This window comes from Paraburkholderia aromaticivorans (genome assembly GCF_012689525.1).
In the GTDB taxonomy this organism is placed as follows: domain Bacteria; phylum Pseudomonadota; class Gammaproteobacteria; order Burkholderiales; family Burkholderiaceae; genus Paraburkholderia; species Paraburkholderia aromaticivorans_A.
Window position 1 is genome coordinate 96712 of the sequence record NZ_CP051514.1, and the last position, 13464, is coordinate 110175.

Consider the following 13464-nt stretch of genomic DNA (forward strand, 5'->3'; position numbering starts at 1 on the left):
CTTGACTGCTGCAGAAGCGGCGCGACAAGGCCGCGGCGAAACGGGTCTTCAAAGGTGTACTAGCGGCTTGTCCTGGGTGCCGCGGAAGATTGTCCTGACCAGGCGCAGCTATCCGGCAGCGCAAGCCGAGATCCCTGAGCTGGAAATCGTGAAACACGTTTTCGTCAAAGCCAGCGCACGAGTGAACAGCCGAGCCGAAAATCGTCATCAACCCACGCGTGCGCGAGCGCCGGATGCGTGGTTTCCGCGATCCTGAACGCACGCAAGCGTTCTTGTCGAATTTCGGACCGATCCGGCAGCACATCGCTCTGAAGCGACATCTACTGCGCGCGTCGCTCCACCGCAAACACCTCGCCGAACGCTTTGCCGAATGGGTTCGTTTCGCCGAGCTTACCCAAAATCCGTCCAGTTTTTGAGGAAAGCTCCGTCCCTCGCACTACTGCGACGCGAGCGCTTTAATGTAACAACGCCCCCAGCAACCAGTTGTTAGTGACTCTGCGACCCGTGCGCAAGCTTGGAATGGCGGCGCGAGTAACCGAAATAGACCACCATGCCGATCAGCAGCCAAATGACAAACGCCGCCCACGTGACCAGCTTCAGGTTGACCATCAAAAACAAACACGACAGCACCGCGAGCACTGGCAGGACCGGCACACCGGGGCAACGGAAGGCGCGCGGCAGTTGCGGGTGCGTCTTGCGCAAAATCAGCACGGCGATCGACACCATCGAAAACGCTGCCAGCGTGCCGATATTGATCAACTCCGCGAGTACGTTCAACGGTACCAGCGCGCCAATCAGGCCGAAGAAAATCCCAACAAGCCAGGTGGTGAAGAATGGCGTAGCGAACTTTGGATGTACCTTTGACAGCCTTGCCGGCAACAACCCGTCACGCGACATCGCGAAGATCACGCGCGTCTGGCCGTAGGCCATCACGAGAATCACCGTCAGCATGCCCAGCACGGCGCCCAGATCGACAAATCCAGCCACCCATTTCTCGCGAGCCACTTGCAATGCGTACGACACCGGATGCGAGATATTGGCGAACTGGGCCGACGGCACGATACCCGTGACCACAGCCGCCACGGCGACGTACAGCACCGCACACACACCCAGCGACGCAATGATTCCAATCGGCAGATCTCGCTTCGGATCCTTCACTTCTTCCGCCGCGGAAGACACTGAATCGAAACCGATGAACGCGAAGAACATCACCGCCGCCGCGCCGAACACGCCGTGCCAGCCGTTCGGCATGAACGGATGCCAGTTCGCCGGCGTTACGTGGAAAACGCCCACGCCGATCACCAGCAGGACCACGACCACCTTGATCGCCACCATGACGTTGTTGATCCGCGCTGATTCACGCACGCCAAGCGACAACAGCGCCGTGATCGCCATCATCACAACGAAAGCAGGCAGGTTGAACCACGTCTCGTGCCCCGGCGACGCGCCAGGGGCTGCCGTCAGCACATCCGGTAGGCTCACGCCGAAACCCGACAGGAGCGATTGCAGATAGCCCGACCAGCCGACCGATACCGCTGACGTTGCCAGCCCGTATTCGAGCATCAAGTCCCAGCCGATGATCCACGCGGCCAGTTCGCCGAGCGTCGCGTACGAATACGTATAGATGGATCCCGCGACCGGAATCGTCGACGCGAACTCGGCATAGGCGAGCGCGGAGAACCCGCAGGCAATCGCCGCGATCAGGAACGAGACCATCAGCGCCGGGCCGGCCTGCACGGCGCCCGTGCCCGTCAGCACGAAAATACCGGTGCCGATAATCGCGCCGACACCGAGGAAGGTCAGATCGAGCGCGCCGAGCGCTTTCTTCAGGCCGGCGTTCTGAGCGCTCGCGGCGATCATGTGCTCGACGCTCTTTTTGCGAAACAGGGACATTGGCGTGAGCCTCCAATAGTGCACGCATCTCGCGCGCCGAATGTCGGAAAACCCGCTATCTTAGCGGAAGTTCGACCCGGCACCTCTTCGGGACGGCAGTCCTCGACGGCGTGCCGGCAGGCGAACGCCGTCGATATGGTTCCGTCACAACAAGGTCAGCCGGGTCGCTCAATGGTGCAGCGGTGGAGACCAAGATGCAACAGACGATGTTGGCGCTGACCACGCATGGGCGGTACTGTCAACTCGTAGACATCTTGGGATCTTGGGATCTTGGGATCTTGGGATCTTGGGATCTTGGGATCTTGGCGTCGACACGTCGATAATGTTGGCCAGGAAACCAGCCAACCAGAAGAACACACCCGTCACCGAACCCGGCGTCCTATGCGGGTTAACGCTTTCCGCCCGATGTGATGAGCCGCGCGATGTGGCTGTACTATCGGTTCTCGCTCAGCCTGCGCATGGTCGAGGAACTGCTGCCCGCGCGCGGCATTGAACTCACCTATGCGACCGTGCGACGCTGGGCGGTGAAGTTCGGTTCGGGCATTGCCCGACGTATCCGGCCGCTGACCGCCAGCGCTGGGCGTTCAAAAGAACATGCATGGGCGGCCACCCATTGCGATGAGAAGGGCGTCTGCGGCGTGGGCCGTCCCGCACGTTTCCTCACTGGCGCATTGGCAGATATGCGGGCGTACAAGGGCGACGGCCGCAGGTCGGGGTGATGACTGCCGTTCAACGTACATGCGCTTTGCCGGAATGGTGCTTTCACCCGCGTTTCAGGTCAATCGCGTTTAGCCTGGGTCGCTGCGCGCAACTGCGAGTTTGCGTACACTGTGCAACCTTCGATGGCTCCGATTTTCTACCGCTCGTTTCGCGTATCGGTACGTGTGGTACAGGACGTCGCGCCGCCACTCAGATTCGAACACAGGTTGAGCAATGCGTGTCCTGATATATGAGCGTGACAACGTGTTCGCCAAAGTCTTGCGGGAGGCCTTACGCGCGCGAAGCTACGCAGTCGACTGGGTCGACAATGCTCGGCACGCCGAGCTGGCGCTCGCAAGCGATTTTTACGACGCTATTCTTTTTTGCATTGAGGGGCAGCAAAACAGCCTTTCAATCCTCAAAGACTATCGGGCTGCCGGACACACTACGAGCGTCGTGGCGTTTACGGCGCGGCATTCTGTCGCGGAGCGGACCCTAGCCTTTGATGCGGGTGCCGACATCTGCCTCGAAAAGCCTGTCGATACCGTCGAGGTCATGGTGTGGCTCCGCGCACTTATGCGGCGGCGCGCGGGGCAGCTTAAATCCGTTGTGTCGCACGGCCCGATCATGTTGGACGATGCTGCCGGTCACGTTCTGGTAGACGGTGCGCCCATTTCACTGAAGGCCAAGGAATACGCGATCCTGCGCATCTTCTTCACTGAACCCAGGCGGTTCTTCACAGCATCTTATCTGGAAGAGAAAATCTACGGCTGGGGAGAAGAGGTCAAGAGCAACGCCGTCCAGGTGCACGTGCACAGCCTCCGGAAGAAGCTTGGCAATCACTGTATCGAGACGCGGCACGGGGCAGGCTACCGGCTGTCCGACTCAACAGCGCCACGCCGATTGCGGGCCCCGAACCACCCACACCTCGCGGGGCGGGCCGGAGAGGACAGCCAGAAGAAAATGGCCGCCTCCTGAGTTGCGCATTCAGTTCCCGTTCACCCATTGTTGCGCGTTCATCGCGCGCATGCCACTCGGCGCAGAGTTAAACCGGACCCGCTGCCCGGTGTCCGTTGCGTGAGCGCCATCGATAGCGATCACCTCAATACCTTTCTGCATGGTGTTTTGGACCAGGACCGTTTGCCCGTCCGGACTGAACGCTACGCCTTGCATACATCCGCCGGTCGGCACCTAACTTACCTTCGTGAGTTTCGTCCCCTCGACCCTCAGCAACATGAAGCTCGCATGCGCGTGGTAAAGGGCGAGTCGATCGCCTTGTCGCTGCCATTCATGACCGATACCCCTACAAGCCGCCCTGTTGGGGAAATGGCGACGCATTCGGGCGTCTGCCCGACTCTTACCGTTCCGACAACACGAGGCTGTCCGACCGTGAGGTCGATTAGGCTTACGATATCAGTGGCAGCCTGGCCCTTGCGAAGGTTGGCGATCATCGCGAAATCGCCGTGCAGACTCACCTCGATGCCATTGGGGCGTTGCCCCGGGAAAAATGTCACGAGGCGTGACGCTCACCTGACCGCCGTGAATGGCAAGGACGGTTACCCGATGGTCACCGTCGCGCGTGACGAGCGCCCGCTTGCCGTCCGGCGTGAATACGACGTGTCCCGGGCCGCTCCTGGCGCCGAGGTGCAGTCGAACGCATAGTTTGGTTACTTAGCCATATTAAATATCGTCAGCATAGTAAAAATCTACGGCTGTAGTATTTAGTCCCGCCTTGCGGGAGTGCTTTGCGGGAGTGCTTTGCGGGTGGGCAACCGGTATTCCCACGCGCGCTGACGTGTGAGATTACAACGATTAGGCCGTGTTGGTGGGCCAACCGTTACCGAGCGCCATCATTCCCACCCAGAACATCGGACCGGCGGATGTATCGACGTCATATTTTCTAACAAATGTCAGCGTGCCGTTGTCTTGGACACGGAACACCGTCAATGCCGCTGCAACCGTCTCTATCGTGTCGCCGTCCCGCACTAGCATGGGCGCGACGCTCGCGGTAATCAGGATCTTGCCATCCGGATGCAGCGCGAACGTACGCGCGTGGAAGCTCTGTGTCGGCATGCGCTGAATCAGCGTCGGCTCTCCTGTTTGCGGGTCGATGCGAAATACAACGATGCTGTTCTCCCCGCCCACGTAGACCTTCTTGCCTTCAAAATCCGCCGTACCATCCGAGCGGTTTGCCAGGTAGACGAAACGACCATCGCGAGAAACGTGGATTGGGCCCGCTACCTGACCGGGCCGGACCTTCGCGGGCTCGAGCAACGTGGTCTTGACGAACAGCGGTGCAGCGGAGAGCCTGCCGTTCCGCAGACTGAAAACCTGCAACTGGTTTTCACGTTCCATGGAAGCGTACATCCATGGCCCACTGGGATGAAAATCAACGTGCCGCGGACCAAAACCGTAACCGCTGCCAGGGGCGATCGATTGTTCGTTCGTCAATTGCCCGTCGTGGAGGTCGAACGCCTTGATAGCGCCTGGATCCTCCGGGTGGCCGCTAGCCGGATCATTTCCCCGCGTCACCAGAATGGCGGTTTGATCCGACGGCGCGACACGTATTTGGTGCGCGTAGATGCCAGGGTCGATGAACTGCTTTTGTTTCACTTGCGCGCCGAGTGACCCGTCAGCGTTGATCTCGTAGACATCGAGGCGCGACGGATCGTTAAAGGCGATCAGAAGATTCGTGCCGCTTCGATTTACCGTGATATTGATTGGTCTGTTGTCTAGTTGGAGTGTCTCGCCAAATGACTCCGCTTCACCTGTGCGTTCGTCGACGCGGAGCAGAGCGACGCCATGCACGTTGCCTGCCGAACCACCTGCGCGATCGCTGTAGGCGACATACAGCAATTTCTTCGAAGGATGCGGCCAGACGTACTGCACGTTGGCGGGCAGGATGACCGAGGCGTTTTTCGACAATGCTAGGCTGCCCGCTTCGATGCGATAGAGAGTGAATTCTGGGCCAACCGATGCATAAAGCACCGCTTCTGTTCTAGTCTTGTTCGCCCACGCAAGGCTGGGTATGACGAGGCTACCGGCGAGCATCGCGCAAAACTGACGACGCCCGCGCAGGGCGGGCTCGGGTTGGCGGTCATGAGATGACATGGTTGTTCGTTCTAGTGGTGAAAGTGGTCTGGTTGTTCCACGCCGCTACATAACCGCGATGCAACAGACGCGAGTTCGCTTGGCGCAGCTATGCGAGGCGGGCGGCTGTCAGGCTGTCGACCTCAATTGAGTGAGTTAGCGAATGGCCGTTTAAAGAGCTAGACAATAGGTCGGTCCCGCTTACCGATTCTCTCACGCACCTGGGCGTCGATTGTTACCTAGCCGAAAAATATGCATTGCCCGCATTGGTTAAATTGACGCAAACGCTCGCCCAATGTGTTTGCAAGCCGCGCATGAGGATGGAGGATCTCAAGAGCCCAGTTTTAGACTGCAACGCTAGCGATCCAGAGGTCTCATTGTCGGGAGTGGTGTTCTGCCTTTGCGCGCAGCAATAAGATTATTTCAGAATTCGATATGGTGATTTACCTCAAAAGGGCAGCGGCGAATGACGCTCTTTGACACAATGCGTCCCGCCGCCGTACTTAAAAATGGATGTTGTGCGAGGCGCGATCTAGAGATCCATTGTAATCACGCTGCCTCATGGCGCGCGGAGGCATGGACCCATCATGCAGAAGTCAGACGCACCATTTCCCCCATATTCATGCAGGCACACTGGGTTCTTCCGCCACCTCGGTTTCGCAGGCAGTGGGAAGCAGTGCGGCTTCGCAGATGCGGTTTAGCGCGATTTAACGTATTCCCCCACACACAACCCATTTCGAAGAACATGGATAACACCGACACGTCATTTTCGGAAAACGCCGTGGCTGATCCGCGTCGGCGACTGCTGTTGTCGGGGCTTCTGGCTACTTGTGCTTCGTTGGCCGTGCCGTTTGCAATGGCTCAGACTCCAGCACAGTCCCGCCCGCAGTCTCTGGTCGGCAACATTGCAGCGCCTGCCAGTTTTCTCGAAAATTCCCGAATATTGACAGGGCGCAGTTCGCTTGACGCGGCACAGGCTGCTCGTCTGTATGAGGCACTCGTTAGCGATGATGCCGACTTCGAAGGTCGACAGCAGCAGTTGCTGGCGTTCATCAAAGAGCAGCAGGTCGATCCGATGCAACTGCAGAAGTTGCTCGATGCACAGAAATCTGTACTGGCACGCGTGCCGCGGGCAATCGTGACAGCTTGGTACACCGGCATTGTCGGTGCAGGCGAACGCGCGAAATGCATTACGTTCGAGACAAACCTGTTGAATGTAATTACCGCTGAAAAACTGAAGCCGCCAAGCTACTCCTATGGCGTGTACGGCAGTTGGGCCGCGAAACCGGCATAAGGGACAATTAGATGGCACAACGTGATTCAGCCGACGTCGTCGTGATCGGCTCGGGAATTTGTGGCGCTCTTGTGGCAGAGCGTCTGGTGAAACAGGGCATGTCAGCGCTGATTCTCGAGGCGGGGCCGCGTATCGATCGAGGACAGATTACAGCGAACTACCGCAATTCACCTCGAAAGGGTGACTGGGTGGCGCCGTATGCTCCTGGTACGGAGTGGGCACCGCAACCAATCTATCATCCGAAGGACAACGGATATCTGATTCAGGCGGGTCCTTATCCCTATCCGGCGGAGTACTTGCGCGTGGTGGGAGGAACGACGTGGCATTGGGCGGCGCATGCGTGGCGCGTCCTTCCGAACGATATGCGCCTGAAGACGCAATACGGCGTCGGCAAAGACTGGCCGATCTCTTACGACGATCTCGAGCCGTTTTATTACGAGGCCGAGGTGAAGATGGGCGTATCGGGCGCGCCGAACACGGGCTCTCCGCGTACCAAACCTTTCCCGATGGAGCCGGTGGTCGAGCCGTGGGCGATGCGCCGGGTGCGCGAACGTCTTGCGCCAGGCGGCTATACCGTAGTCACGAATACGACGGCGCGCAACAGCCGCAATTACGACGGACGTCCAGCGTGTTGTGGCAATAACAATTGTCAGCCGATCTGTCCGATTGACGCGCAATACACAGGTGGCATTGCAGTAAGCGCGGCGGAGAAGGCCGGTGCGCGCGTGCTGCCGAACGCAGTTGTGTATCGCATCGAGCATGATTCGAGCGGCAAGATTGTTGCGGTTCACTACTTCGATCCAGACAAAAATTCGCACCGCGTTACGGGCAAGATTTTCGTGCTCGCGGCGAACGGGATCGAGAGCCCCAAGCTGCTACTCATGTCCGCGAGCGATAAATATCCCAACGGACTGGCCAACAGTTCAGGGATGGTTGGACGAAATCTGATGGATCACCCGAGCAGTTCGCTCACGTTCGACGCCGATGAAGAGGTCTGGCTAGGCCGCGGGCCTCAAAGTCCATCGTCGATCAACACGCTAAGGGACGGTAGTTTCCGCTCGCATTCTGCAGCGTTCCGTCTGGACTTTACCAATATTTCGCAGGTGCGCTCCGCGACCGAAGATCTGATCGGTGCAGGAGTGTACGGGCCGGAACTGGAAAAGCAGTTGCGCTATCGCGCCTCTCGCCAGATGAACGTGAAGACGGTTCTGGAGGTGCTGCCGAATCCGGAGAATCGCGTGACCCTCAGTTCGATGAAAGACGCGCTCGGGCTACCAAAGCCGATGGTCCATTACGCGCTCGATGACTATTTGCATCGCGGCGCGGCAATGGGCAAGGAACATTTTTCAAAGATTGCGGCATTGATGGGCGGCACGAACCTGCGTTATACGCCAGACGGGCAATACGCGAACAACCAGCACATCACTGGCACCATGAGCATGGGCAGCGATCCGAAGGATTCGGTCGTGGACGCGTTCGGCCGTACCCACGATCACGAGAACCTGTTTATCGCAAGTACCGGTGTAATGCCGACTGCGGCCACGGTCAATTCCACGCTGACTGGCGTCGCGCTAGCGCTGCGCACCGCGGAACATATTCACCCCACCGTTTGAGAAGACGACACGATGAAATACACGGACCGAATGTCATTCTGGGGAAGCGTCGCGCTGTTCGCGCTGACGGCAGTGGTCGCCGTGTCAGCCATGTGCGGAACGGCTTATGCAGGCGAGGCAGATAACGAGCAGTTGGTCAAACGGGGGCAGTACCTTGCCACAGCGGGTGATTGCGTAGCGTGTCACACGGCGCCGAAGGGCAAGCCCTTCGCCGGTGGTTTGTCGCTTGCCACGCCGCTAGGCGAAATCGTCTCGACGAATATCACGCCGTCGAAAACCGCGGGAATTGGCAATTACACGCAGGAACGGTTCTCCGACGCGGTCCGTAAAGGCATCCGCGCGGATGGCGCACACCTTTATCCGGCCATGCCGTATACGTCGTATGCGCAAGTGTCGGATGATGATATGAAGGCAATGTATGCGTACTTCATGCAAGGTGTCGCACCGGTCGACGAACATAGTCCCGACACGGCGCTGCCATTTCCGTTCAACATCCGTATGTCGATGGCAGTGTGGAACATGATGTTCCTCGATTCGAAGCCCTTCGAGGCAAATCCGTCGAAGAGCGCCGAATGGAATCGCGGGGCCTATCTCGTGAAGGGGCTCGCGCACTGCAGCGCCTGTCACACACCGCGCAATACCTTGATGGCCGAAGATAAGACTCTGGATCTTGCTGGCGCTTCGATAGGTGGGTGGACCGCGCCTAACATTACGTCGGATGCGGACAGCGGCGTGGGCACGTGGAGCGAGCAGGAGCTTGCTGATTACCTGCGTACCGGTCACGCGCTTGACAAGGCACAGGCGGCCGGCCCAATGGCCGAGGCCGTGGACAACAGCCTGCGTCATCTGAGCGACGGGGATTTGCACGCCATGGCGGTCTATCTGAAATCGGTGCCGTCCGTTCACGCGAAGGGCGATACGCGGCCGGCGAGCGCTTGGGGCAAGCCGACGGCTGATGTTGACGAAGTTCGCGGCGTTAAATGGCCGGCGGATGCAAACAAACTGAGCGGCGCCCAGTTGTACGACGGCTATTGCGCATCCTGTCACCAGGCGAAAGGTGAGGGCGCGGACGGCGGAGGCCTGCCTTCGCTCTTCCATAACAGCGCGCTCGGGCGTTCCAATACGAACAACCTTGTGATGGTCATGCTGCACGGGGTGCAGCACCAGGACGGTACCCCTGACATCCTGATGCCGGGATTCTCCGATCTGCTGTCGGATCAGCAAGTGGCTACGCTCGGTAACTATCTGCTGAAGCGCTGGGGCAATCAGAATGCAATCGTGACGGTAGACCAGGTCAAAACATTGCGCGCCGGCGGCGAAGCGTCGTCATTGCCGTGGCTCGCACGCGGCGGATTGATCGGCGCCGTGATTCTTGTCATTGCCCTCGCTCTGTCCATTGTCCGGTTGCGCCGACGGAAGACGTCGGCCGCTTGAGTCACGTCAGATGTCGGCTGCAAGAAACACTCGGGGGCGGCTAAAGCGACCGTACGCCGCCTCCCCCGAACAAAAAGCATGATCCGCTGAAGCCTTCTTTCCTAAAGTACTGATGATTAAGACATATGCATTTGGTTCGGCGACGCTAGCATTGTGCGCCGCCACCGTGCCGGCAACGGCGTTTGCTCAAAGTAGTGTGACGCTCTATGGGGTGGTCGATGAAGCGATTGCCTTCGTCAATAACCAGAATGGGCATTCGAACGTCTACTTTCGTCAAGGCAATCTCTATTCCTCGCGTATTGGCCTGCGGGGTTCAGAACAGCTAAGCTCTACGATGAGCGCAATCTTCGATCTGCAGGAAGGGTTCGATCCGGGTACTGGCAAGCAGTCATCGGCGGGACTCGCGTTCAACCGCCAGTCGTTCGTGGGCCTACAAGATACGCGGTTCGGGACCGTTACGTTTGGCCGCCAGTACACGCCATACTATCAACTGGTGGGCGCGCTCGGCCCAGTCGGCTTCCTTACCGGCGCGACGGGAGCGCATCCTGGCGATATTGACGGAATGGACACGACGATCCGCGCAAATAGCTCGGTGGTTTACACGTCGCCATCTCTTTACGGCTTCAAGTTTAGCGGACAGTACGGATTCGGTGGCGTACCAGGTTCGATGGAAAGCGGCTCTACTATCAGCGCCGCAGTGCGCTACGACGGTGGTCCTCTGTCGGTCGCCGCCGGCTACCTCCGCATGAACAACACCGGCAATGTGGCGGGCTTGGACCCGAACGCGACTGCTTCGTATGGTAGCTCGGCGGTCAACGTAGGCTATGTGTCGGCGCGGGCGGTCCAGAATATCGCCGCCGCGGCCAACTACACACTAGGCAATTTCATTTTTGGCGTCAATTACTCCAATGTGCAGTATCTTTCGGGTAGCCATTCTCTATTCGCCGATACCGCCATTTTCAATACATACGGTGCGTTCTTGCGCTACAAGTTCAACAACGCATGGGACGTGGCGGGCGCGTATAGTTATACCCGCGCCTCAAAGAGTAACGCGATCGATGACTCGGCGAAGTACCATCAGGTATCACTGAAAGAGGCTTACCACCTCTCGAAGCGGACGACAGTCTATGCGCTACAGGCTTGGCAGCATGCAAGCGGGCGCACCCTTGGTGCCTCAGGCGACATCATCGATGCTGCCCCCGTGGTGGGTGACTCCCAAAATTCGACGCCTTCGACGACACCCAACCAATTCGTTGCCATGTTTGGACTTGCAGTCAGTTTCTAGTCGAGAGACACGAGCGGTTTCCGCAGTTGGGAGGGTCGCGTCGGCGCGTTGTTTCTCGGCCTTCAGCACCCGGTAGAACGTCGATTCCAATGCGACATAGCGTTGCTGGTCTACCAGTCGCGGCACGATCTGGCTTGGCGGCAGATGACCGAATTCGGGCGAGTTCGCGAGCGCCAGCAGTTCGGCGCGTTCTTCGGCAGAAAGCCAGGGTGTCGCCCCACAACGCCCTGACCAGGGGAGAAATGCCGCCTGAAATTTATTCGTTGAGGCGACAACTAGCTTGAAAATATCCGCCTTGTACGCCGCCTGCGTGAAGGCGCGCTGACACCGCCTGCGCCCACAGATGATGACACGGACAAGCTCGATGAAGCCGGCAATCTGGCGAAGATCACTGACGATACTTCGTCAGCTGGAGCGATCAAACCATCGATGCCAAGTTCGAACAGCTCCCCGGTGGATACCGATCCAAATTTGAAATCTCGTCTACGAACATTTAACGTAATGATGAAATGCAAATTCAGACATTAAAAACCAACGCAGGCATTGCTAGAATCGCCGCAATCGCAAGCAGTGGTACGCAGCGTGCAGGTCCCAGTCCCATGCTCGCTCCTGCGAGCCATGCGACAGTCGTAGGAAAGAAAGATATTCCATAACCGCATACCAACCAGGTTTTCTTCATGCTTTCAATTATTTTGAATTTATTTCAAATATTACAATGCAGATAAGGACGCCTATTTGCCGCCGAGCAAAAGCGGAAAAATGTGTGGTTAAAAAATATGCAAAGCAAAGTGATAGGCGATGCGGACCTGGGTTTTTTGTGACAATCGGTTGAGTCGCTTGAAGTCGGATGCGCGGCAGGCGAAGAGGAGCAGTACACGATGACGGCACATTTCGTGTGGACGTGCCAGTGGCTGCTGATGATCATGTGTTGCTGTGCCGTGATTTATGGCGCTTTTGCCGCTTTGGCGATGCCGAGCTTCGGAGCCAGGCGAAGCGGCGACCCGTTCATCGACGCTTCCCGACCGCTTCCGGCCGTCAGTGTGCTCAAGCCGCTGTGCGGCGCAGAGCCTCGGCTGTTTGAAAATCTTGCAACGTTTTGCGAACAGACGCATCCCTGCTTTCAGCTGCTGTTTGGTGTGTCATCGCCGCGTGATCCGGCGATCGCCATTGTTCGACGATTGCAGGCTGCCTATCCCCACATCGATATCGAGCTTGCGATCAATTCCAGCGTCCACGGCAGCAACCTGAAGGTCAGCAACCTCATCAACATGGCCGGACTCGCGCGGCATGACATCATTGTGATCGCCGATAGCGACATCGCTGTCGAGCCGGAGTACCTGATAACGGTTTCGGCGCCGCTGGCGGATCCGTCGGTGGGCGTCGTCACCTGTCTTTATCGTGCGCAGGGTGTCGGCGGTTTCTGGCCGCGCGTTGGTGCGCTGTTCATCAACGAATGGTTCGCGCCTTCCGTACGCGTTGCCCACGCGGGCGGCTCCCGGCGCTTCGGATTTGGCGCGACGCTGGTGCTGCGTTGTGCGACACTCGCCCGTATCGGCGGATTTGCGGCGATCAAGGATTCGCTTGCCGACGACTACTGGCTCGCCGAACACGTCCGCGCGCTTGGTCTTCGCACAGTGCTATCGGAAGTGACGGTGGCTACGGATGTTATTGAACCAACCTTCACGATGTTGTGGCAACGGGAAACGCGCTGGTTGCGCACCATCCGGTCAGTGAACCGGCCCGGCTTCGCCAGCCTCTTTATTACTTTCACAACACCGTGGGTACTGGCGGGCGCTTTGCTCGTGCTGCATCTCTGCGCAGCCACCAGCGCCGCCTTGCATCTGTTCGCCGCCAAGGCGATGGCGCTCACCACGATCGCGGGGCTCATTTCGCGAGTGTTGCTGCACGCGCGTAGCGCGCGCCACTCGCGCTCCTTCTGGCGGGATCTTCCGCTCGTGCCGCTGCGCGACATCCTGCTGGCCGTGCAGTGGGTGGCCGCTGCAGTTGGTTCGAATGTGATTTGGCGTGGCCAGCGCCTGCCCGTGGACAACCGGGTCGGGCAGCCAGGTTCGGAAATCATGAAGGCTTCCGATGGCAGATAAGCACTTGAACACCCGTTCAGCACGAAACGATTTCGTGCAGCATCCCAATCGATC

At 58.5% G+C, this 13464-nt stretch carries 8 protein-coding genes and 3 pseudogenes; 8 read left to right on the forward strand and 3 right to left on the reverse strand.

What is annotated here, in order from left to right; all coding sequences use genetic code 11:
* Window positions 1-5: 5 nt before the first annotated feature.
* Window positions 6-416, forward strand: a pseudogene (locus tag HF916_RS00465) (DDE-type integrase/transposase/recombinase); the annotation flags it as partial.
* A gap of 70 nt (window positions 417-486) precedes the next feature.
* Here the strand turns inward: HF916_RS00465 and HF916_RS00470 are convergent.
* Window positions 487-1893 (reverse strand): amino acid permease, encoded by a 1407-nt coding sequence (locus tag HF916_RS00470; protein WP_168787408.1) that lies wholly within the window; start codon window positions 1891-1893, stop codon window positions 487-489.
* 410 nt (window positions 1894-2303) lie between these two features.
* Between HF916_RS00470 and HF916_RS00475 the strand changes: the two are divergent.
* A pseudogene (locus HF916_RS00475) lies at window positions 2304-2474 on the forward strand (IS6 family transposase); the annotation flags it as partial.
* Between the two features lie 352 nt (window positions 2475-2826).
* Window positions 2827-3570, forward strand: coding sequence for a response regulator transcription factor (locus tag HF916_RS00480; RefSeq protein WP_277352261.1), 744 nt, complete (start codon window positions 2827-2829; stop codon window positions 3568-3570).
* An 834-nt stretch (window positions 3571-4404) separates the two neighbouring features.
* Here the strand turns inward: HF916_RS00480 and HF916_RS00485 are convergent.
* Window positions 4405-5703: a lactonase family protein gene (locus HF916_RS00485; protein ID WP_168787410.1), complete on the reverse strand. Its 1299-nt coding sequence runs from the start codon at window positions 5701-5703 to the stop codon at window positions 4405-4407.
* A gap of 724 nt (window positions 5704-6427) precedes the next feature.
* Here HF916_RS00485 and HF916_RS00490 point away from each other — a divergent pair.
* From HF916_RS00490 to HF916_RS00505, 4 genes are all read left to right on the forward strand, one after another.
* Entirely contained in the window at window positions 6428-6976 is a 549-nt protein-coding gene (locus HF916_RS00490) for a sugar dehydrogenase complex small subunit (RefSeq protein WP_168787411.1), read from the forward strand.
* Window positions 6977-6987: 11 nt separating this feature from the next.
* Window positions 6988-8589 carry a GMC family oxidoreductase gene (locus HF916_RS00495; protein ID WP_168787412.1) on the forward strand — a complete coding sequence of 534 codons (1602 nt, stop codon included), beginning with the start codon at window positions 6988-6990 and terminating at the stop codon, window positions 8587-8589.
* 12 nt (window positions 8590-8601) lie between these two features.
* Complete coding sequence (locus HF916_RS00500) at window positions 8602-10023, forward strand: cytochrome c (protein WP_240975268.1); 1422 nt, start codon at window positions 8602-8604, stop codon at window positions 10021-10023.
* 115 nt (window positions 10024-10138) lie between these two features.
* A complete protein-coding gene (locus tag HF916_RS00505) occupies window positions 10139-11308 on the forward strand; it encodes a porin (protein WP_431311383.1) in 1170 nt (389 codons plus the stop codon).
* Between the two features lie 45 nt (window positions 11309-11353).
* Here the strand turns inward: HF916_RS00505 and HF916_RS50070 are convergent.
* Window positions 11354-11512 (reverse strand): annotated as a pseudogene (locus HF916_RS50070) (helix-turn-helix domain-containing protein); the annotation flags it as partial.
* Window positions 11513-12186: 674 nt separating this feature from the next.
* Between HF916_RS50070 and hpnI the strand changes: the two are divergent.
* The gene (gene hpnI / locus HF916_RS00510; RefSeq protein ID WP_168787414.1) at window positions 12187-13410 is read left to right on the forward strand and encodes a bacteriohopanetetrol glucosamine biosynthesis glycosyltransferase HpnI; all 1224 of its coding nucleotides are present in this window, start codon (window positions 12187-12189) and stop codon (window positions 13408-13410) included.
* Window positions 13411-13464 lie beyond the last annotated feature (54 nt).

Coding starts and splice junctions, on each gene's coding strand:
- HF916_RS00500 (WP_240975268.1), top strand. CDS start 8,602: ATGAAATACACGGACCGAATGTCATTCTGGGGAAGCGTCGCGCTGTTC.
- HF916_RS00470 (WP_168787408.1), bottom strand. CDS start 1,893: ATGTCCCTGTTTCGCAAAAAGAGCGTCGAGCACATGATCGCCGCGAGC.
- hpnI (WP_168787414.1), top strand. CDS start 12,187: ATGACGGCACATTTCGTGTGGACGTGCCAGTGGCTGCTGATGATCATG.
- HF916_RS00485 (WP_168787410.1), bottom strand. CDS start 5,703: ATGTCATCTCATGACCGCCAACCCGAGCCCGCCCTGCGCGGGCGTCGT.
- HF916_RS00480 (WP_277352261.1), top strand. CDS start 2,827: ATGCGTGTCCTGATATATGAGCGTGACAACGTGTTCGCCAAAGTCTTG.
- HF916_RS00495 (WP_168787412.1), top strand. CDS start 6,988: ATGGCACAACGTGATTCAGCCGACGTCGTCGTGATCGGCTCGGGAATT.
- HF916_RS00490 (WP_168787411.1), top strand. CDS start 6,428: ATGGATAACACCGACACGTCATTTTCGGAAAACGCCGTGGCTGATCCG.